The following is a 20,902-nucleotide window of genomic DNA, read 5'->3' on the forward strand; positions in this document are numbered from 1 at the left end:
GATTATAAAAGCAAAATACAAGCGTTTACATTCTGAATTATCTAAAAAATGTTTAATTTAGAAACAATCTTCAAAATAATCTTACTTTTTTAAAATAAATCATGTTACTATTGTTCATATATGAAACATATGATAGTAAAGGAGAATGATTATGGAGAAAATCAATGTGTTGGGTATCGCACCTTATGAAGAATTAAACCACTCCATGCAAGTGATTGCGGCGCAATATTCAGAAATCAATGCGTCCATTTTTACGGCTGATTTGGAAGATGGTCAATTATTAGCGGAAAAGATGCAATCTGAGGGTTTTGACGCGATTATTTCTCGCGGAGGAACAGCTCGGTTGATTCGCCAATCCGTTTCTTTGCCTGTCATTGATGTGTCGTTATCGATTTACGATGTTTTGAGCGCCATTCGACTAGCCGAAAATTATACGGAAAATTTTGCCATCGTAGGGTACCCCAGCATCACCGAAAAAGCCCATCTACTCTGTGATCTTCTCGGCTATTCAATAGAGATCCAAACGATTTATGATAAACAAGATGCGCAAACCATTCTTGATACGATTGCAGAAAAAGGCTATCCTTTGATTTTGTGCGATGCCATCACCAATCGAATCGCGCAAAGCCGTGCGTTCAATACACTATTGATCACCTCCGGTCTAGAAAGTATCAAAAGTGCTTTTAATGATGCAGTCACCATCGTTACCCAAGTCAATCAAGTCAAGCGAGAAAAAGCGATATTGGCGCAAGGTATCCTTGCCCAATCGCCTTATATGATCTTATTTGATCAAGCATTTCGTACCGTATTTACGTCGATTACTGATGAACGGTTGCAGGATGATATCCGCCAATCTTTGCGTACTAATCAAACGAAAACCGGCGAAAGTCAATTGTACGTTGCCCATTTAGATCGCTTTTTTTCATTAAACATTGCTAGTTATACCCTGGATGATGGTATTTTTTATAGTTGTTGGCTGCAAAAACAGCAAACACCCAATATGCGGAAGGAAGGTGCGGTCACCTACCAGAAGAAAAATGATGTGGAAGACCAATTGGCGAAGCAATTATTAGCCACCCAACTCATTCCAAGTACCATCAAAGATGAATTGACCCACTATAAAAACAGTTTTCGCGCCTATTTAGTATTTGGTGAAAGTGGCACTGCCAAAAATAAAATTGCCAAAAAAATCTATTTGGAACAAACGAAAAACAACAACTATTTGATTACGATCGACTGCAAAACAGCAACGGACAAGTTATGGAAATTTCTTGTGAATGCTGCAAATGGCCCTTTCGTCGACATGCATAATACAATCTTTTTTTCAAACATTGATCAGTTAGATCTCACAGCCATCGAGCGACTACTTGATTTGATCAAATCAACCAATGTCTTACGCCGCAATCAGATAATCTTCACTTACGATACCAACCATTCAGATAATCCCCACAAATTTGATCGGCTCGTCAGTGAATTGCATAGTGCCAAAATCTATGCCCCAGCTGTTCGTGAAAGAAAAAATGAATTAAATATTCTCACGACCTTACTCTTGAATAAAGTGAATATCGCCTATAGTAAAGAAATCATGGGGTTTGAACCAAATGCGTTAAACGCATTCCTCGACTATGATTGGCCGGGAAACTTTGATCAGTTAGAAGACTGCGTCAAAGAACTTGTTGTCAATGCAACGACCCACTATATATCTGATCACCAAGTCACTGAACTTTTGAACAAAGAACGTTTGATCCACAATTTCGCCAGCATGAAAATTCTGAACGTAAAAACCAAGAATTCTCTGCATCAGCCAACCTTGTTTGATTACACGAAAGAGATCATTCTACATGTGCTAGAACAAAATAAAGGCAATCAATCAAAGACAGCTGCTCAATTGGGCATTAGTCGGACGACTTTGTGGCGGTATTTGAAAGAAGATGCATAAAAGGAATTGTCTCAATGTGAAGACGAACAGACCCATCCCGCATGGAATGAGCCTGTTCGTATTCACACTTATACACAATGTATAGATAAGCATTCTACACCAGTCAAGTCAGCAAATTCTACAAACTTCAAAACATACATTGATTAAAAGAAAATAGAGCGCCTTATTTTTATCAGTCCTATATCAGATAGCCTATAACATGCGACACTGCTTCAAAGGAGAATGACTTCATCTGGGTAAGTCAATATTTAATATGTCACAAATATGTGCCGGACGTTGCTTGTTTTGTTGTCACACTGCCAAATCTTTTTCAGTCAATGGATGACTCAGTTTTTTGGCTACCAATATAATTCCCTTTTCACATCTCGTTCTTGCATATTTCTGCATTTAATGGACTATTATCCAACTGCAGTATCATGTCCTAGTGTAAGAAAATCGTTGATTCCTTCTTCGCTTGTATTCTCACGATTGAAATCCTTGAATAAACTGTCTCGTTCGTATTTCTTTTGAATGGTTAAACAATTCGTCTGGGGTGCCTCGCTCTAAAATCGTCCCTTGATCCAAAAATATGACCTGATCTGATACTTCTTTAGCGAATTTCATTTCATGAGTCACGAGAATCATCGTCGTATTTTGATGGGCAACCTTTTTTATGAGCGCTAAAATACCTGAGACAAGTTCTGGATCCAAAGCCGACGTAGGTTCATCAAATAAAATGACTTCTGGTTCAATGGCTAATGCCCGTGCGATGCCTACACGTTGCTGTTGCCCACCTGATAATTTATTCGGATAAAAGTCCATTCGGTCTGCCATACCCACCAAATGTAATTGCCCCTCTGCACGTTCGATGGCTTCTTTTTTAGACAGATTTTTCACTTGAATCAGCGCTTCCATGACGTTTTCTTTAACTGTCTTTTTAGAGAATAGGGCATAGTTTTGAAAGACCATGGCTGTTTGTCTTCGGACAGCCAAGATATCTCTTTTTGTAGCCTTGGCTACATCGTAGACAACCTCGCCGATTTGAATAGTGCCTGCGTCTGCAGGTTCTAAGAAATTAATCGAACGCAATAAGGTCGATTTACCGGAACCGCTTGACCCAATGATCGTAAGTACGTCACCAGTACCGACAGTCAAATTGATATTTTTTAATACATGATTATCTTTAAAAGACTTGTTCCAATTATTTAATGTAAGCATATCTTTTCTCCTTTACTGATCCACTTTCAACTTGCGTTCGACTACCTTTGATAACTGCTCAATAAAAATACACATCGCCCAATACACAAGGGCAACGGCAATGTAGGCTTCAAAAAAGCGCAAGTTCGCACCGGCAATGATTCGTGTTTGACCCATGATATCTACAATTGTCACAGTGAAAGCTAATGAGGTTGCTTTAAGCAGACTTATCAAGCTATTGGCTAGATTCGGCAAAGCTACTATTAACGCTGAGGGCAAAATGATCCGGCGCATGGTTTGCGCATTCGTCATACCAATCGATTTGGCCGCTTCAATCTCACTTTGATTAACAGATGATAAGGCCGCACGGAATGTTTCCGAAGTATAGGCAGCTTCATTCAGTCCAAACGCAATAAATACATACACTAACGCAGGGATCGCATTGACATCCGCACTAAAATGCAGCTTTTCTCCAAGCCATTCTACGAGAATAGGGAAGCCATAAAAGGACAAGAACAGTTGTACCAATTGTGGTGTCCCCCGCATAAATGAAACAAAAACATTACTCAACTGAGTCAATACAGAAATCTGTTTTATCTTAATCATGGCAATCAAAAAACCCAGCAAGAACCCAATCGCCACTGATACGACCGTCATCAGTAAAGTGATGGGTAGTTTTGGCAACAATTGCTTCATGATTGTTGGAATCATCGACGGAACAAATAATTTCCCCTTCGTGCTTGCTTCGGTCTCGACAGCAGGATTTTCTGTAGCTGTCACGATTTCTTTGTTCAACGCATCATTTTTTTCAATAATCTCGTTTGTTAGTTTTGTATCGTCTTGACCTAAATACCGCTCACTGATTTCAGCCAATGTGCCATCCGCACGCATTTCTGCTAAAAGTCCATCCATTTCATTCCGTAATGCCACTTCATCTTTACGGTAAATAAAGTACGAACCGGGTTGTCTGATATCTGCTTCGTTTTCAATGGGATGCGTTTTTAGTGTAATGCCAAAGGTCGATTCCACATCATGGACATAGGTCGTCGCGTAGATTGTTGCGTCAAATTTCCCGCTCTCTACATCGCGAATGATTTGCGATGGATCCGAATCCACATATTGGATGCGTACAGCTTGGTCTGGATTGTCCTCATTCCACGACTCTAAAAATTGTGATTGTGGTGAAGCAGGGACAACCGCCACTGATTTTCCTTTCAGATCACCAATCGACAATCCATCTGACTGGTCTGTAGCGGTTATCAACACATTATGAGTGACGATATATGGATACAGAGAAAACAAATATTTCTCTCGACGGTCACCACTTTCCCCAAGATTATTAACGACTAAATCAAATTTTTTCGCATCCAGTCCCGCAAACAATGAGGCAAACTCAGCTGTTTCAAATGTAAAGTTCAAAGTGTCTGAACGCTCGTCCATTTCTTTCAATACATCGATTTCAAATCCAGTCAATTGATTGTCTTCACTGAAAAAGTTCAATGGTTTGGTTTGACCAGAAGTTCCTACCACCACGGTTTGCGCTGCTGCTTGAAAAGGACTCCCTACTACGACCAGTAATCCCAATATGACGGCTGCAACAACCAGTTGCCACCCTTTCTGTTCCTTGTCTCTTTTTTTCATTTTTCTCCATACCTCTTTCCTTATCTACACAAAAAACCGACATCAGATCATTCTAATGTCGGCAGAAAGTTGTATAAAAAATCAGTTTCGATTTCTCAGCCCTACATTAGATTCACCAATCTATGCAGGCACCAAAAATGAGCTCTTCATAGATACAAACAACTGTTGTTTGCATCTATATGACGCAAACATCATCTATAAAAAGCGTAATAATAAAATTGTCCAGTATTCATTACGTGCGTTTGCATCAAAAAAGCCTCCTTGTCTTTATTAAGAAATATTCTATCCATTTATTCAGGGTACGTCAACTGTTTTTACTTTTTTTATTGCCTCATTCGTTATTTTGTTGATCATTCAAGCCATGGTACCAAAGTACCGATTACCGGTGGACAGCTAGTGTAAACACCTCATCACCGATATATACCTTTTCGATTCGACTAAGATCATTATAGTATGTCATATAGGTCATATCATTGGTTCCCTGCTGATCCTGTGGATTTAAAATTGCCAATTCTTGTTTGTTCCCTTCACTATCTTCCGCAATCACTGAACTACCTGCTAACCGTGTTGTATACGGTGTTTGGATATGGACAGATAATGGAGAAACAGTAATAGATACTGCTTTGTCCGTACTTTCAAATACTTTCGTTGGCAATGGATCAGGATCACCCATGTCTATAGTCCAATCAGCAGAAATTTGTTCTGTAAACAACGTACCAGAAATAGTGAAAGCATCCACCTTATCCAATTCATCTATGTCAAAAACAAATTCTTTCCGATACGTTTTATTCGCTCCCTGATAATAATCAAACAGATATGTCACAGTCGGCTGATATGCCGCTTCTGTGTCTGTATTCACTGAAAGTAAAAGGTCATTGATGGATTTGTTCAGGCTTTGAATCTGGACATGGAATCTATCTTGAATCATCCCATAGCTGTTGATAGCGAAATAGTCGTCTGTTGACCGATGTTCTCCCTTAAGAATCAAGAGCGGATCATTGGCTTCCTCAATGCCTGTACTGTTTAAAATAGCTGAACGAGATATTTGCTCAGATTGCTTGGCAGCCCTCTCTTCAATGCTGCTTAACTTTATCTCCTCTTTGATTTTGACTGGATTTGTTTGCAGCAGTTTAATCGCTAATTCGGATAATTTATCGAAACTGGTGAGTAAAAAGAACTGCTTCCTATGCTCTTTTTCAGGCGTGATTTCTTTGACCACAGACACACCAGGTACATCAGCAGGATCAATCAACACTTTCTGCTCAGTCCCTTCAGTCGATATGACTGTGTAATACACACCATTATCTTGAAAATACTGCATCAGCCGAATTTTAACCCCATTTTTTGTGACACTGGTTTCCTCTTGCGGTGTCAACAAAGTGCTAAAGTTGTGCCCAAAATACGTGTTGATGATTTTGGAAAGATAAGGAACAGTCGTAAAACCAACTAAAGTAAGGATCAAAAAAAACGCAACCATCAATGCGACACTTTTTTTCAGCCTCTTCGGTTTTCGGGGAACTGATTTAGACTGAACTGCGCGAAAAATTCGTTGTTCATCAATCGTATCAAGCAGGCCTTCTTCCTGCAAGAAGAGATCCACTTTCTGAGTATCCTGTTTCATCTCGCATCCATCCCCTCTCTGATCATGTCTTTCAAGCGTTTTTTATAGTAGAAAAGGATATTATTGATTTCTTTCAGTGGTATGCCGAGTGCATTTTGGATATCTTTTGGTTTTTGATTCAAAATCAATCGCCGCACCATGACCTCTCTGGCTTTGTCAGGCAAGGCAAGGAACATATCAAGATAGTGATCATCAAACCAATCAGGTATTTGTTGATGTTGATACAGACCAGCTAGTGAAGCGAACAATTTCTTCTCTCGATTGTTCTTTACCACTTTGTTTTTTGCCAAACTGATGACTTTCCAAGACAAATAGGTTTTCAAAGAGGCTCTTTCAGGATTGTACTTTTCGGGATACCGCCACAGAAAAACAAAGGTATCTTGTACGACTTCTTCTATTTCTTGCACACGTTGCGCATACTGTTTGGTAAGTACAATCGCCGCTGCCGCATACAAGTCATGCGAATAGGTATCAATGACTTCTCTTAACGCATCATTGTTTTGCTGCAGCAAACGGTCTTTCAAATACGCATCTTTTTCATTCATCTCCAGCATTTTTCTCCTTTATATTTATATACAAGACAAAGTATTAAAAATACTAAAATGATGTAAAAATTTATTTCGGCTCTATAATTTATGGGACTGATGAATCAGAAATGATTCTTCAGTCCCATTTTCATTTTGGATAAAAAATATATCATTTTCTAGTATGATTAGGTCAAGACAAAAAAAATCAACTGAGAAAATGATATGCTACTGGACAATTAATTGATATTTTGGCCACAAAATATCTACACGATTAGCAAGCTATTTCCTTAGCTATATTAACCCAAAAGAAATGGAATTCTTAGTTACAGATATGAACTCGCTTACTTCCAGCTCACCAATGGAAAAATAGAAGCGAAGAATACCCATATAAAGACAATGAAGCGAGGATCCTACGGATTTAAATCATTTGAGAACATGAGAATTTGAATCTTATTGATCAATCAATTAATCAAAGTAAGATAACAAAAAAATCTGAGCCAGAATAAGGTACATTCTGACCCAGATTTAATCTTACACAATTCATCAGTCCTTATTGACAAATATCCAGAATTATTTCAATCAAAAATCTTCTGGGTTTGACGCGATAATTACCTTTATCTCATTACCCTCCATGACTTTTTCAAAAGCTGTATGCCATTTTTCAAGAGGATATACTTTGGTGATCATCCTGTTGATGTCGATTGCACCTTTATCTAAGAGATGAATTGCTATTGGCCAGTCATAGGGATTTTGTGAGCGACTGCCAATATACTCTATTTCTCTTTGAATAATAGACTCGGTATCAATATCGACTACCTTTGAAGAAAATAAACCCACTTGAATGAATTGTCCTTTTTTGCGAATCAAAGGTAAGCCCTCATTCACTGCAAGGACAGCACCTGAAGCATCATAAACTTTATCAACGCCACGACCATGGGTTACTTTTTGGACAACGGCGGCTAAATCATCTGTAAGTGTATCAACAACGACATCAGCGCCCATCGACTTTGCTAATTCTAAACGATGCGCATCTTTGGTAATTCCTGTCATAATCACGGTGGCACCAATTTCTTTTGCGATTTGTAATAAGAATAAGCCAATCGGTCCAGGACCCATAATAATAATCGTATCTTGCAATTCAAGACGACTCAATTGATACATTGCGTGAACACAGCAGGCTAACGGCTCACTCATAGCTGCTCCTTCATAGCTTAAGCTGTCTGGGAGAATATGGATGCTTTCTTCTCTGGCCAACACATAATTTGCCATACTACCATTTTGCTGTGTCCCAAGACCTTTTCGATAAGGACAAAGATTGTATTGTTTATTTTTACAGTACTCGCACTTATTGCAGACATAAAAGGTTGTTTCACTTGTAACGCGATCACCAATTTTGACACTGGTCACTTTTTGACCAATAGCTACGACTTTCCCTGAAAATTCATGACCTAAAACCACTGGAGTTGTTGGATTATTATATTCACCTTTGTAAGTATGGATATCTGAACCGCAGATACCAGTATAAGCCACCTCAATCAAAACCTTATCTTCTGTTGCTTCTGGAATTGTCAATTCAATAAATTCCATGTTGTCATATCCAGGACGCTGTTTTGAAACACCGTACATTTTTTTTGTCATCGTCAACTGCCTCCTACATTAAAGTTGAAACAAGTTCTGCTAATTTCAAGAAAATCCAATTTAAAAAGTTTCCGCCAGTATCTAGATTACTGATTTCAGCGGCGCCTTTGGGAAATTCAACGATTCCTTGTGCCATTTCTGTCAACACAGGCGCATAATTGGTTGCCATAAGCAAGGCTAGTGTGATAACGACTGTCAATGAAATCACAGAATGAAGAATATTTCCCTTTCTGCTTGGGACCACAAGGGCTGCAAAAAATGGGATCGTTGCAAGATCCCCAAAAGGTAAGACGCGATTGCCAGGCAATATCACGGCAATAAATAATGTAATGGGTACCATTAAAAGACCGGTAGCTAAAGCAGCAGGGGATCCAGTGGCTAAAGCCGCATCCATACCAAGATAAATTTCGCGATCACCGTAACGCGTTTGCAGCACTTTTTGCGCACTTTCTTGAATTGGTATCAAACCTTCCATTAGAATCTTAACCATCCGAGGCATAAGAAACATCACACCACCCATGGTCATTCCAATTTGTAATATTCCTGCAAAATCATAACCGCCTAATAGACCTAGCCCTCCCCCAATAATGATTCCCATGATCATCGGCTCACCGAAAATACCGAATCTTTTTTGGATGGTTTCTGGATTGACGTCCAATTTATTAATTCCTGGGATTTTATCTACAAGCCATCCAATCGGGATACCAAGCAAAGCATAGCCTTGCGCAGATCCAGTCGTTAAACTGATTCCCTCCAAGCCATAATATTCTTGCACGCTTGGTGCGGTTTTATCTGCGATTATTTGAACAAAAACTGTGTAAATAATCCCGCAAATGATGCCAAAAATAAAACTATTTGTTACAATATAACCGGTTGCTGCAGCCGCACTCATGTGCCAGTAATTCCAGATATCGATATTTAGTGTTTTTGTCCAGTTCAAAGCGAGCATAATCAAATTGACGATTAAAATTACTGGAATCATCACAGCTGCGATTGGTTGCGCCCAAGTACCAGCTGCGACTGTTGGCCAGCCTGCGTCGATAATCGTTAGGTTTAAACCAAACCTTGCGACCATCGCTTGTGCTGCAGGACCAACGCTTGTTGTTAATAGGTTGATGACTAAATTGATGCCTATCATCCCGATCCCAACAGTGATACCTGATAGTATCGCTTTTTTGGGATGTACCCTAAAAATAATTCCCACAATGAAGATGATAATTGGCAGCATCACACTTGCTCCGACATTTAAAATACTTTGAACAACATTCATTAGACTATCCATTTTTTTCTCCTTTTTTGATTAAATTTATTATTGCATGTTTTTCACTACCTCAATAATCTCATTTTCAAGTTTTTCTGTTCCAATCCCCGTTAAAAATGCCATCGCCTTTATTGCGGGGATTTTGTAACTTGTTGGCAGCATGGTGGTGGAAATCAGTAGATCTGCTTGATCTTGCTTCGCGGCAGCTTCTGAAATTTTTATTTGGACAATATCAACAGGAATATTTCGCCGTTTGAACAACTCTTCGACTTTCTTCATGACAACTGTTGAGGTGGCGATTCCAGCGCCACATGCGACTAATACTCTGATTTTTTTCATTTTTATCTCCTCATCTTTCTTATAGTTGGTTTTGTTTGATTGTTTCCAAAAATTCGTTTGTGTTCGTTGAATCAATCAACTGTTGTAAAACGATATGATTTTGCAATAGCCCTATTAGAGACTGCAACATCTCTAGTTGGGCATGAGGTCGATTCAATCCGAGTATGAAAATAATATCTGCTTTTACGGTTTGTTCTGGATCCTCCATACTACTAAAATCAATAGGTGATTTATTTGTCACCACCGCAACAAATTCTTGCAAGACACATTCTGCATCTGTATGGGGAATGGCAGCGCCTGCTTTACCTAATTGAATACCGGTGGGAAAAGATTGTTCCCGTTCTTTTATTCGTTGCAAAAAATCTGCTCGCGTCCATCCAAGTTCCAGGGCAGCTTGACTAATTGTTTCAAACAATTCATCTTGGGTTGCCATCGATGCTTGAATAAAGAGTAAAGGTTTCTTCAAATAAGTACTCAATTTTGGGTTCTCTTCCATCCTATTGCCTCCAATATGCTTCACTAAATTTTTTTAATAGATCCCTGATTTCTATGACTGATCGGGCTTGTTCGATCTCTGCAATCATAGTTGAACCAGCCAAACTCATCAGTTCAAAAATCAAGTCAATATGTTCTTCTTTGTCATTTGATCCAAGCAAAATCACTGTATAGATTTTTTTCCCTGTTTCTGAAATAATTCCCTTTTTAACAATACCAAGACTAACTCCAACACTTAACGCTCCGGCCTCTGGAATAGTGTGAGGTAAGGCAATCTTGTTTCTCAAAATGATGTAATCCGGCAGTTTGGGCATCTCTTTTTTCAGCTCTACGAGATACTTGTCGGTAATGATGTTGTTTCGTTTTAAAGGTTTGGCTAGCTGTGATAATACGCAGGACCAATCCTCTTCTTCTTCAAAGAGATGGATCATGCTTTCATCAAGTAAATCAATCAAATGCGGGCGCTTTTTTTCAAGAATTTTCGTTTCTTTCGGTGTGAATAGCGAAAAAAGTGCTTTATACAAGCCATCTTCATCCTTGATATCCGCATATTTTTTTGTTATAGAAAGAATACTATCTGGGGTGACGCTTCTTGTTTGTAACAAGGAAGCGGATTGCAAAAATCTTCCTCTAAGATTCTTTTTTTCTTCATCGGATAAGTAGTTGTTGACAACAAATACCTTCATCTTTGTTTCTAGTGGAACTGCCGAAAAAATAAAATCAACTTTATGGCTGTTTTGATAGAATTCCCGAACAGACATGGTTGTGACAAAATCAACCTCCGGCAAAAGATTTTTTAAGGTATTTTCCAATAAAATCGCCATTGAAACCCCATTAGGGCAAACAATGATAGCTTTTTTTCGGCTTTCATGAGGAACAATATCACTATTTTCTACTATATGACTGCCAATAAACAAGGAAATAAAGAAAAGCTCAGGATCTGGAATTGCTTGACCAAAATAATGCTCTAATGGATCACTAGCCTCTTTAACTAAATAAAATAAGGAAAAGAGATTCTCATTTTTATTTTCTTGGTAAAATTTGGTTTGAAGATTTAAATGAAATTTGATACGGTAGTATGCAGGTCGCATATGGACCAATAGCCGATCCAGTAATTTCTCTTTTTTTTCTAGATTGATCCCGGCAATTTTTTCGAAGTTTTCGATGACGGCTTCAAGAACGGTCCGCATATGGTCTATTTCATTGGCTGACAACATGTCTGCTCGTGATAGATTGGTGGTTAAAAGTAGCATTGTCAAATAGATTCGCTCATTTTCCGGCAGCCCTTCACTATCCCAAATGACTCGATCAGCTGCTTGATATTCTTTTGTGTCGGCCAGTTCAAGATCATTTATTTGAAAATGATAGGTGATAAGTTTTCCTTTTTGTGCCCGTCTAATAATCAAAATGATTAAAAGCGGCAAGATTTTAATCCGCTCATCTGTGAATTGGACATTCAAATCCTCTTCTACTAAGGCCACCCTTTTTTTGACAGTCGCTACCATCTCGCGATCAATGTTACCAAACCTTATAATCAACTCATTGCCATGATAAAGCTCAGCAAGATTTGTCAATAAATTTGCCAGTAATTTCCGCTTATTCCACTCATCTCCTTTTATAAAATACCCATTTTTTCTAGTGTATTTTAACGCAACATCATATTTTTTTATCCCCTGAGCGGCTTCTTTTAAGTCTCTGAGAATGGTGTTTCGACTGACCTTTAATTCGTCAATAAAGTGATTTAATGAAAGGTAATCTTCTTTACTGAGAATCCTCAATTGGATCAGTTCGATTCTTTCTTTACTAGAGAAAGAATAGGTACTCCTAGAAGGCTCCCTGTCCACTCCTTTAAAAGTAGACAGGATTTCCCCAGAAACAATAAAATGTCCTGTCTTGGTTCGTTTAATGCTTGCCAGTTGTTGTTCTTGCAGAGAGTCATTGATTTTTTTCAAGGCATAGTTTAGTTGCCCCCGAGTAAGCTCAAACTTTTTGCAAAGAACGGAGCTACTGATTTGAGGATTGTTGACTAACTCCAAAAACAATTGATTGGTTCGTTCTTCTAAATTCATTTCTCATCCCTCTTCACCTACATAATTTACATTAAAAACGCTTTCATTCCAATCGTTATTGTTCCCAAATAATTTAGTGTTTTTTTTGCAACATGGGGTCCAAAAAAAAACCAGTAATTATATTTTACTCGATTCTTTGATTTCATTGGGGATAAAAAACTTTAACCACATTTATTTTAGCCTTTTTATGTAACTTGGGACTGTTCGCTAGAGGATTTTGGGTGAGCATCCCCATTATTTAACAATAGATTCTGCAATTTGTTCTCAAACCAAGTTTACATTTTCACAAACTGTACGTATGATTAAGTCGTAATTTAAAGTAAATCTTACTAAAAAGGAGCAAAGAACATGAAAGCAAGTATATACGAAGCACAAGAATATCTGGATAGACTAGATGGTTTTTGGCGAGCGGCAAATTATCTATCTGTGGGACAGCTTTACTTAAAAGACAACCCACTGCTAGAAAGAAAAATCGTTAAAGATGATTTAAAGATCCATCCAATAGGACATTGGGGTACAATTGCAGGACAAAATTTCATTTATGCGCATTTAAATCGTGTAATCCAAAAATATGAGTTGGATTTGTTGTTTCTTTCAGGGCCCGGACATGGTGGACAAGTTATGGTATCAAATGCTTATTTAGATGGTAGCTACACAGAGAAATTTCCAGCGATAACCGAAGACAAAGAGGGGATAAAAAAATTGTTCAAGCAATTTTCTTTTCCTGGAGGAATTGCTTCTCACGCAGCACCAGAAACCCCAGGTTCGATTCATGAAGGAGGAGAATTAGGGTACGTGTTGTCTCATGCCGTAGGTGCAGTACTGGATAATCCGGAGATCATAGCTGTACCAGTTATTGGTGATGGCGAGGCAGAAACTGGCCCTTTAGCCACTGGCTGGCTTTCCAATACCTTTATCAATCCCGTGAATGATGGGGCGATTTTACCAATTCTTTACTTAAACGGAGGGAAAATCTCCAATCCAACGATTCTAGCTCGCAAAACCAATGAAGCATTGCAAAAATATTTTGAAGGATTGGGCTGGAAACCCTATTTTGTTGAAGGGAATGATCCAAAAAAGGTCCACAAACTTATGGCGAATGTATTAAATGAAGCGATTGAGGAAATCCAACGCATTCAAGCGGTTGCCCGTAAGAGGCCAGCTGACCAAGCGATTATGCCTCAGTGGCCGGTACTCATTTTTCGGACACCAAAAGGCTGGACTGGACCAAAAGAGTGGAACCATGGAAAAATTGAAGGAACTTTTCGAGCACATCAGGTACCGATTCCAGTAGACGCTGAACATATGGACCACGTTCAAGTATTAGAAGACTGGTTAAGGTCGTATCGTCCAGAAGATTTATTTGATTCTACTGGGCAACTAAAGCAAGAATATCGTAACATCGCACCTAACGGGGAGAAACGAATGGCTGCTGCACCCATCGCAAATGGGGGAATAAGAACAGAAGAATTAACGCTTCCCAACTGGAAAAAATATGGGGTAGATACAACGATACCTGGATCAGTCGTTGCACAGGACATGACTGTTTTTGGAAATCAAGCGCGGGATATACTAATTGAAAACCCGAAAAATTTCCGGATTTTTGGACCAGATGAAACAAAATCGAATCGATTGAACGCCGTATTTGAGGCTACTGATCGACAATGGTTAGAGCCAATAACAAAAGAGGATGAATGGCAATCATCTGTCGGTCGAGTGATTGATGGGCAATTGTCTGAGCACCAAGCAGAAGGCTTTTTGGAAGGCTATGTATTGACCGGTAGACATGGTTTTTTTGCAAGTTATGAATCGTTTTTACGGGTGGTCGATTCTATGCTGACTCAGCATTTTAAGTGGTTAAGAAAGGCAACCGATCAATCTTGGCGCAAGGAATATCCTTCATTGAATATTATTGCAACCTCAACAGTTTTCCAACAAGATCATAATGGCTATACCCATCAAGATCCAGGGATCATTACCCATCTTGCGGAGAAAAAACCGGCATTCATTCGTGAATATCTGCCAGCAGACGCCAATACATTAATGGCAGTGATGGATCACGCCCTGAAAGAAAAACAAGTAATCAATCTGATTGTTTCCAGTAAGCATCCGCGGCCACAATTTTATTCGACGGATGAAGCAGAACTATTGGTGAAAGAAGGCGCAAAAATCATTGAATGGGCGAGTACAACAGGTCCAAATGAACCAGACTTGGTCATTGCTGCTGCAGGAACTGAGCCCAATTTAGAAGCGCTAGCAGCTATTACACTGTTAAATGAGGCTTATCCGTCCTTAAAAATCCGGTTTATAAATGTTGTAGATATTTTAAGGTTGCGTCATCCTCTTGTGGATCCCCGCGGTTTGAAAGACGCAGAATTCGATCGTTTATTCACTAAGGATAAACCAATCATCTTTGCTTTTCATGGTTATGAAGGATTGATTCGCGACATCTTTTTTTCCCGACATAATCACAACTTGCACATTCATGGATATCGTGAAAATGGAGATATTACAACACCATTTGATATGCGTGTTTTAAGTGAGATGGATCGCTTCCACTTAGCAATAGCTGCGGTAAACGCGATTAATGCTAATGAGTCAACTGCCTTCATCCAAAAGATGAACGCAAAGCTTGCCTTCCATCATGAATATATCCGAAAAAATGGTGAAGATATACCTGATGTGATAAACTGGCATTGGCAACCCTTGATTCTGGGATAAAAAATGGTTCTGTTGAAAGTTTGAAAGTAAATCAAACTTGAACGTTTCTAATTCTTATTTAAACAGCAATGCCAAATAGTATTTGTATTTCTATGCAAACCAAAAAGCCGAAACGAGTTCTTTCTTTTCGGCTTTTTGGCTCTATATTTTTCAACTTCTTGAACCCATCGATACAAGCTATTCGCGTGAACTTCTAGCTGTAGGCTAACTTTTTTAACAGAAAATTTTTCTTCCGTCACTAGTTTTACAACGCCGATTTTAAATGCTTTATCAAATGAACGTCTTGGCATAATCTAGATCTTCGCCTGCCCTTAATTCTTTGTCTAGTTTATTATACCAACTCCAGATTTATCCACTCCCAAAAAGTCTAACTTTTAGGGTCACTACATTAACTTGAATACAACAAGAGGTGCTTCTATATTTTACCTCAGTTTAGCGGGTCGCTTCCAAATTCACTGGATATTATTTAGTAGTGCCGCCTTCAGCAAATTTCACCGGCAAAACCGTACGTTTTTCAACCTCTTTGCCTTCAATCACATCTAAAAGCAGTTCTACAGCCTGGATGGCCATGTCCTGAATAGGTTGCACAATCGTTGAGACCAGATAATCTTCCTCCGCTCTAATGCGCTGCCCATCAAATCCAATCACTTGGACATCTTGAGGTACCCTTCGCCCCATTTTAGACAGCACTCGGCATACTTCTAAAGCCATTGAATCATTGATTGTAAAAATGCCATCGATCAATGGATGGGTAGTCAAAAATGCTGTGATCTGTTCCTCAATACATGCAATCGGTTCGAGCATATTTAACACATCATACCTGATTCCATAACGTTCACAAGACAATTCAAAAAATTTACGGCGATTTTTTGTTTCATTCGGTGTATCTTGATATCCACCAATATATGCTAAGTGGTGGCACTGCCTGTCTAGCAACTCTTTAACAGCCAATTCCCCTCCAGCTGCATTGTCAGATGTCACATAGATTACATCTTCAGTAAAATAACGATCAATACTTACAAAAGGAAGATTGCTAGAAATATATTCATCAATATCAGAATAGGTGATACCAATGATGCCATCCACTTTATTTTGCATGACCATTTGGATATATTCTCGCTCTTTCTCTGAATTTCCATTAGAATTACAAAGATAGAGTTTATAATGATTTCTTTCTAAATGACTTTCAACATGCAAAGCAAATTCTGAAAAAAAAGGGTGCCATACACTAGGCAAAATTAAGGCGATCGTATTGGTTTTATTTGTCTTTAATCCTCTTGCATAAATGTCTGGTTGATAGTTTAAAGACTTGATAGCAGTTTCCACTTTTTCTCGTGTGGATTGCTTCACAGATCCATTATTTAGCACTCTTGATACAGTTCCTACACCAACACCCGCTAGCTTAGCAACTTCTTTCATCGTAGCTTTCACAAAATCCCCTCGCAATCTCTACGATTTATTATAATAGAGCAAGACGCAAAAGACTAGTCCGGGATAAGTGGTCTCTCTGTCTGTTTAGCTAGTGCAAGGCATCCCAAAACGCCTTGCTGGTCATTTAACGCTGCCAATCTCAAGTAAGAATCTTGATCTCCTATTTTCTTATACGCATGATTTAGTTCATCAAATGCACTTTTGATTCTTGGTAATAAATGTGTTTGCTTAAAAACACCACCCCCAAACAAAATAACTTCAGGGTCTAATGTCAAACTCGCATTATACACAGATTGTGCCAAATAATTTGCCACATATGTCCAATGTTCATCCTCTTTTGAGATAAGCTTTCCTAATTTTCCAGTACGTTTTTCTAATGCAGGACCACTGACCATGCCTTCTAAACAATCACCATGAAAAGGACAAATACCTTCAAAATCATCGCCATCCATTCTGCGTATGATGACATGTCCCATTTCAGGATGTGCAGCACCTTGAACGAATGTACCTTGATTGATTGCACCGGCACCAACACCTGTGCCAACAGTATAATACAAGCAGCTACGCACATGTTTCGCAGCCCCATATAAGTATTCACCTAAACACGAAGCATTGACATCTGTCGTTAATGTAACTTGATTGCAAATATGTTGTTTCAAGTAGCTAAGCAAATCAAAAAATTGCCAATCAACTTTTGGTGTATTGGTGATCCAACCATAAGTAGAAGATTTCGGATCCAGATCTAATGGTCCAAAACTCCCAACACCTAATCCTTTCAATCTATATTGCTTGAAAAATGTCTGCACAGCGCTGAGCGTTTTTTCTGGAGTCTCTGTAGGAAGCGAAACTTGCTCAATTATTTGGTTTTCTTGATCCGCTACTGCCAATACAAACTTTGTGCCTCCTGCTTCGATTGCGCCATAGTACGTCATACTATCACCTGACCTATATCCAACTGTTGAATTATTGCATTTCCAGTTGCTGAGAAAATTAAATCTTTATTCTTTTCTTCTTCATAGAAAGTAGTTGTTATGGTTTCTTGCCCACTAATAAAGACTTCGATCGACGATGTATCACGAAAAATCTCTAACGTTAGACAATCTTCTATTAAAGGAGTCTGGATCGTTCTTTGTGTCAGTATTGGCTGTTCATCTCCTGAGATCACATGGCCAACGTTCTCTCGTGACAACGTCAACGCTTCTTTGTCATAAGAATAGCTCAATTGCAATCCAGCCAAGGTGAACGTAAATTCTCTTGCTTCGTTTAGCTGAATAACTAGGCGCAAATATGTGTTGTCTTCTATTACGCGTCGATACACAATCGGATGTTCATTAACTATTATTTGTTCTTCATTTAATTGAAGGTCTAACGCATCATGGATTTGGGCAAAGGGTTCTTGCACCAAGCGCTCATTTCTTACATGTAAGGTCCGCGGCAATGTCATTGATCCAGCCCACCGATGGCCTAATACATGGGTTGGCAGTGTTCTGGCCCACATTTGCATCCACGCTATCATGATTCGTTGATTGTCGGCACCGAGCGTCGTTTGTGGCGCGTAAAAATCTAACCCAAAATCGATTTCATGGGACGTTTCTACCTCTAGTTTACCAGTCTGCCAATCCATTTTTCCGATACATGCCATCGTAGAACTGATATTATGGTATTCATAACCATTCTTTTCAATCTGGATTGGTGACAAAATCAATACATCTTTACCATCTAAATGAAATAAATCCGGACACTCCCACATGATTCCTTGAGATGCATCCCCCTCCAGAAGAACGGAGTAAAACTGCCAGTTGATACAATCTTCTGATGAAAAGAGAAGAATACGCCCTCGATCATGTTCAGTCTTAGTGGCTACAACAGCAAAATATGTTTCACCATGTACAAAGACTTTTGGATCACGAAAATCATGAATGCTCCCTTCCTTGCCAAGAATCGATTCTCCAATAACCGGATTATTCTCTAACTTTTCAAAGTGGATACCATCTTTAGACATAGCAATACATTGTGTTTGGTACGTTTTGCCCTCTTCTATCCTATGTCCTGTATACATAAGGTAGAGCAAACCATCTTTTTCGAGCGCACTTCCTGAAAAACAACCATCTTTGTCATACCACTGATCAGGCGCCAGTGCGACTGGTAAATGTTCCCAATGTATCATATCCGTTGATTTGGCATGTCCCCAGTGCATCGGTCCCCACTGACTATCATAAGGATAATACTGATAAAATAAATGGTATGCGCCTTGAAAAAAAATGAACCCATTCGGATCATTTATCCAACCAATCGGCGCCATCAGATGATACTGATGGCGGTATTGCTGGTTCACTTGATGTTTGGATTGCGCAATGAAGTGATTTGCCTGTTCTATCGTGTCTTTCCGTTTCTCTGTCAAATTCATTCAGTCCCTTTAATAAAATTATCATAACCGGTTTGCTTGATTTCAAGCCATTCTTCTATTCCCACTCTACTCAACTCAGCCAAGTAATCTGACCACTCATCATCAATATTGCCATTCGTAATCCATTCTGCACGCTTGCGGTAAATATAATCCCACATATCTGTTTCTATTTTTGCCAGTCGATCTGTTTGATCCTTTTCCATAAAAACTTTTGGATAGATATTTTCATTATTGATATAAGGCAAATAAGTAGCATGCATCAAATCTAAGCGCCACTGTGCATCGTCGGGCATTGTCGTAACCGTGCCATAATAGGTGTTCAACACAGCCAAAGGTCCGGCTGCTTCAGTTTTTTGTCTCAATTCCCCTGGCGCGACTCCATCCAAAGGCAGATGGTGTAACATCCCATCTTTCAGCTCAAAAATATTTGCTTGTTCTGTGTCTCCATATGTTCCCCAGTTATTTTGTACAGACTGTAATGGCTCATACATTTTGTCGACCCATTTAGCTGTCAGTTCTAAGTTCTTATTCGCACTAGTGATCACGAACCGATCCCTTGAAAAGCCGACACCATTTGTTCTCGTCACATGTTTTCGCCCATCCGGCCCTGCTAATACCGGCAGTACATCATATTGGTCATTGTCTCCAGTCACATTGGTCTTATCCCAAGTAAAATACACACCATATTTTTGTTCTTTTCCTTTTGCGACGTACGTATTCCAATCCTGCTCAAAAGCCTCATTGTCGATCAAGCCTTTTTGATACATTTCATTAAAGTAAGCGATTGCCTCTTTGTATCCGTCTTTATCCGCAGTAAACTGCACATTGCCATCATTGTCGACGATCAAATGATCATCATTGTCCCCTTCACCAAAGGCAGCAAAAAGCATTTTCAAGTCTTCATTTCCACCATCATTGATAAATGAAAAGGGAATCTCATCTGCTTCTCCGTTTCCATTAGGATCTTCTGTCTTGAACGCCTCTAATACGGTCATCAATTCCTCCGTTGTCGTCGGCATATCTAATCCTAAATTGTCCAACCATTCTACATTGATCCATGCCATGTCATTGACCGTATGGATCGATTCCTTTCCCTCACCCAATTCTTCAATCCATGGAAAAGAATAGATATGACCATCTGGTGCTGTAGATAATTGACGATATTCAGGGTACTCGTCAAATATTTTTTTCAAATTCGGCATATACTGGTCAATCAAATCTTCAACCGGCACAATCACACCACTTTCTGCCCAATTAAGTAAGTCATAGTCCCCGGCGCCAGCATTAAATATTGCATCTGGTAAATCTCCACTTGCAATATCTAGATTTCTTTTTTCCGCAAAATCAGCTTTATAGTTGGTCCAATCTATATGAACATTGGTGTCCTCTTCAATTCTTTGAAAAATCAATTTTTCATTGGGATCATTTGGTGCGAGTGCTGCACTTTGCGACATCATTTTTAATGTCACATTTTCAGCAAGCGGAAAACTGATATCTGCTAGCTCATAATCTGGGCTTGACTTTGCGCTGTCCTTTGAACCGCCTCCACAACCAGCCAAAAGCAATGAACCTGTTACTAATGTGGTGATCATTCTTGCATTCCTTTTCATTTGTTTCTCTCCTTTAAAAAAATTTTT

At 39.1% G+C, this 20,902-nt stretch carries 16 protein-coding genes and 1 pseudogene; 3 read left to right on the top strand and 14 right to left on the bottom strand.

All coding sequences use genetic code 11. The features are described from left to right. Positions 1 to 151: 151 nt before the first annotated feature. Positions 152 to 1,939 carry a PrpR N-terminal domain-containing protein gene (locus AEQ18_RS00210; RefSeq protein WP_054114356.1) on the top strand — a complete coding sequence of 596 codons (1,788 nt, stop codon included), beginning with the start codon at positions 152 to 154 and terminating at the stop codon, positions 1,937 to 1,939. 462 nt (positions 1,940 to 2,401) lie between these two features. On the opposite strand, the gene AEQ18_RS00215 is transcribed toward AEQ18_RS00210, so the two are convergent. The 4 genes from AEQ18_RS00215 to AEQ18_RS00230 form a co-directional block, all read right to left on the bottom strand. Beyond that, on the bottom strand, positions 2,402 to 3,136 hold the full coding sequence (locus AEQ18_RS00215; RefSeq protein ID WP_054114357.1) for an amino acid ABC transporter ATP-binding protein: 735 nt from the start codon (positions 3,134 to 3,136) through the stop codon (positions 2,402 to 2,404). A 12-nt stretch (positions 3,137 to 3,148) separates the two neighbouring features. Beyond that, positions 3,149 to 4,756, bottom strand: a complete 1,608-nt coding sequence (locus AEQ18_RS15290; protein ID WP_082348558.1) for an ABC transporter substrate-binding protein/permease — start codon at positions 4,754 to 4,756, stop codon at positions 3,149 to 3,151. Positions 4,757 to 5,135: 379 nt separating this feature from the next. Continuing rightward, positions 5,136 to 6,377, bottom strand: a complete 1,242-nt coding sequence (locus tag AEQ18_RS00225) for a DUF4179 domain-containing protein (RefSeq protein WP_054114358.1) — start codon at positions 6,375 to 6,377, stop codon at positions 5,136 to 5,138. Further along, positions 6,374 to 6,922: an RNA polymerase sigma factor gene (locus AEQ18_RS00230; RefSeq protein ID WP_160316039.1), complete on the bottom strand. Its 549-nt coding sequence runs from the start codon at positions 6,920 to 6,922 to the stop codon at positions 6,374 to 6,376. Before AEQ18_RS00230 ends, AEQ18_RS00225 begins: the two co-directional genes overlap by 4 nt. A 327-nt stretch (positions 6,923 to 7,249) precedes the next feature. On the opposite strand from AEQ18_RS00230, the pseudogene AEQ18_RS15295 reads away from it, so the two are divergent. Continuing rightward, positions 7,250 to 7,351, top strand: a pseudogene (locus AEQ18_RS15295) (transposase); the annotation flags it as partial. Positions 7,352 to 7,483: 132 nt separating this feature from the next. On the opposite strand, the gene AEQ18_RS00235 reads toward AEQ18_RS15295, so the two are convergent. From AEQ18_RS00235 to AEQ18_RS00255, 5 genes are read right to left on the bottom strand one after another with little or no spacing between them, the layout of a single operon-like run. Next, complete coding sequence (locus AEQ18_RS00235; protein ID WP_054114360.1) at positions 7,484 to 8,542, bottom strand: zinc-binding dehydrogenase; 1,059 nt, start codon at positions 8,540 to 8,542, stop codon at positions 7,484 to 7,486. A 13-nt stretch (positions 8,543 to 8,555) separates the two neighbouring features. Continuing rightward, positions 8,556 to 9,824 carry a PTS galactitol transporter subunit IIC gene (locus tag AEQ18_RS00240; protein WP_054114361.1) on the bottom strand — a complete coding sequence of 423 codons (1,269 nt, stop codon included), beginning with the start codon at positions 9,822 to 9,824 and terminating at the stop codon, positions 8,556 to 8,558. A 27-nt stretch (positions 9,825 to 9,851) separates the two neighbouring features. Then, entirely contained in the window at positions 9,852 to 10,142 is a 291-nt protein-coding gene (locus tag AEQ18_RS00245) for a PTS sugar transporter subunit IIB (RefSeq protein WP_054114362.1), read from the bottom strand. A 19-nt stretch (positions 10,143 to 10,161) separates the two neighbouring features. Beyond that, a complete protein-coding gene (locus AEQ18_RS00250; protein WP_054114363.1) occupies positions 10,162 to 10,638 on the bottom strand; it encodes a PTS sugar transporter subunit IIA in 477 nt (158 codons plus the stop codon). A 1-nt stretch (position 10,639) separates the two neighbouring features. Next, entirely contained in the window at positions 10,640 to 12,706 is a 2,067-nt protein-coding gene (locus AEQ18_RS00255; RefSeq protein WP_054114364.1) for a BglG family transcription antiterminator, read from the bottom strand. A gap of 348 nt (positions 12,707 to 13,054) precedes the next feature. On the opposite strand from AEQ18_RS00255, the gene AEQ18_RS00260 reads away from it, so the two are divergent. Then, positions 13,055 to 15,427, top strand: coding sequence for a phosphoketolase family protein (locus AEQ18_RS00260; RefSeq protein WP_054114365.1), 2,373 nt, complete (start codon positions 13,055 to 13,057; stop codon positions 15,425 to 15,427). Between the two features lie 47 nt (positions 15,428 to 15,474). On the opposite strand, the gene AEQ18_RS15980 is transcribed toward AEQ18_RS00260, so the two are convergent. The 5 genes from AEQ18_RS15980 to AEQ18_RS00285 all read right to left on the bottom strand — a co-directional run bounded on the left by AEQ18_RS15980 (position 15,475) and on the right by AEQ18_RS00285 (position 20,875). Further along, the gene (locus tag AEQ18_RS15980; protein WP_268760903.1) at positions 15,475 to 15,717 is read right to left on the bottom strand and encodes a transposase; all 243 of its coding nucleotides are present in this window, start codon (positions 15,715 to 15,717) and stop codon (positions 15,475 to 15,477) included. Between the two features lie 172 nt (positions 15,718 to 15,889). After that, a complete protein-coding gene (locus AEQ18_RS00270; protein WP_054114366.1) occupies positions 15,890 to 16,858 on the bottom strand; it encodes a LacI family DNA-binding transcriptional regulator in 969 nt (322 codons plus the stop codon). A 53-nt stretch (positions 16,859 to 16,911) separates the two neighbouring features. Further along, the gene (locus AEQ18_RS00275; RefSeq protein WP_054114367.1) at positions 16,912 to 17,790 is read right to left on the bottom strand and encodes an ROK family protein; all 879 of its coding nucleotides are present in this window, start codon (positions 17,788 to 17,790) and stop codon (positions 16,912 to 16,914) included. After that, on the bottom strand, positions 17,787 to 19,265 hold the full coding sequence (locus tag AEQ18_RS00280; protein ID WP_054114368.1) for a glycoside hydrolase family 32 protein: 1,479 nt from the start codon (positions 19,263 to 19,265) through the stop codon (positions 17,787 to 17,789). The genes AEQ18_RS00275 and AEQ18_RS00280 overlap by 4 nt, the downstream gene beginning before the upstream one ends. Continuing rightward, complete coding sequence (locus tag AEQ18_RS00285; RefSeq protein WP_054114369.1) at positions 19,262 to 20,875, bottom strand: ABC transporter substrate-binding protein; 1,614 nt, start codon at positions 20,873 to 20,875, stop codon at positions 19,262 to 19,264. The genes AEQ18_RS00280 and AEQ18_RS00285 overlap by 4 nt, the downstream gene beginning before the upstream one ends. Positions 20,876 to 20,902 lie beyond the last annotated feature (27 nt).

This window comes from Enterococcus sp. RIT-PI-f (assembly GCF_001297065.1).
Classification (GTDB): domain Bacteria; phylum Bacillota; class Bacilli; order Lactobacillales; family Enterococcaceae; genus Enterococcus_D.

What these genes read in the sequence shown, in the direction of transcription:
- AEQ18_RS00210 (WP_054114356.1), top strand. Translation starts at nt 152, where the DNA reads ATGGAGAAAATCAATGTGTTGGGTATCGCACCTTATGAAGAATTAAAC.
- AEQ18_RS00215 (WP_054114357.1), bottom strand. Translation starts at nt 3,136, where the DNA reads ATGCTTACATTAAATAATTGGAACAAGTCTTTTAAAGATAATCATGTA.
- AEQ18_RS15290 (WP_082348558.1), bottom strand. Translation starts at nt 4,756, where the DNA reads ATGAAAAAAAGAGACAAGGAACAGAAAGGGTGGCAACTGGTTGTTGCA.
- AEQ18_RS00225 (WP_054114358.1), bottom strand. Translation starts at nt 6,377, where the DNA reads ATGAAACAGGATACTCAGAAAGTGGATCTCTTCTTGCAGGAAGAAGGC.
- AEQ18_RS00230 (WP_160316039.1), bottom strand. Translation starts at nt 6,922, where the DNA reads ATGAATGAAAAAGATGCGTATTTGAAAGACCGTTTGCTGCAGCAAAAC.
- AEQ18_RS00235 (WP_054114360.1), bottom strand. Translation starts at nt 8,542, where the DNA reads ATGACAAAAAAAATGTACGGTGTTTCAAAACAGCGTCCTGGATATGAC.
- AEQ18_RS00240 (WP_054114361.1), bottom strand. Translation starts at nt 9,824, where the DNA reads ATGGATAGTCTAATGAATGTTGTTCAAAGTATTTTAAATGTCGGAGCA.
- AEQ18_RS00245 (WP_054114362.1), bottom strand. Translation starts at nt 10,142, where the DNA reads ATGAAAAAAATCAGAGTATTAGTCGCATGTGGCGCTGGAATCGCCACC.
- AEQ18_RS00250 (WP_054114363.1), bottom strand. Translation starts at nt 10,638, where the DNA reads ATGGAAGAGAACCCAAAATTGAGTACTTATTTGAAGAAACCTTTACTC.
- AEQ18_RS00255 (WP_054114364.1), bottom strand. Translation starts at nt 12,706, where the DNA reads ATGAATTTAGAAGAACGAACCAATCAATTGTTTTTGGAGTTAGTCAAC.
- AEQ18_RS00260 (WP_054114365.1), top strand. Translation starts at nt 13,055, where the DNA reads ATGAAAGCAAGTATATACGAAGCACAAGAATATCTGGATAGACTAGAT.
- AEQ18_RS15980 (WP_268760903.1), bottom strand. Translation starts at nt 15,717, where the DNA reads ATGCCAAGACGTTCATTTGATAAAGCATTTAAAATCGGCGTTGTAAAA.
- AEQ18_RS00275 (WP_054114367.1), bottom strand. Translation starts at nt 17,790, where the DNA reads ATGACGTACTATGGCGCAATCGAAGCAGGAGGCACAAAGTTTGTATTG.
- AEQ18_RS00280 (WP_054114368.1), bottom strand. Translation starts at nt 19,265, where the DNA reads ATGAATTTGACAGAGAAACGGAAAGACACGATAGAACAGGCAAATCAC.
- AEQ18_RS00285 (WP_054114369.1), bottom strand. Translation starts at nt 20,875, where the DNA reads ATGAAAAGGAATGCAAGAATGATCACCACATTAGTAACAGGTTCATTG.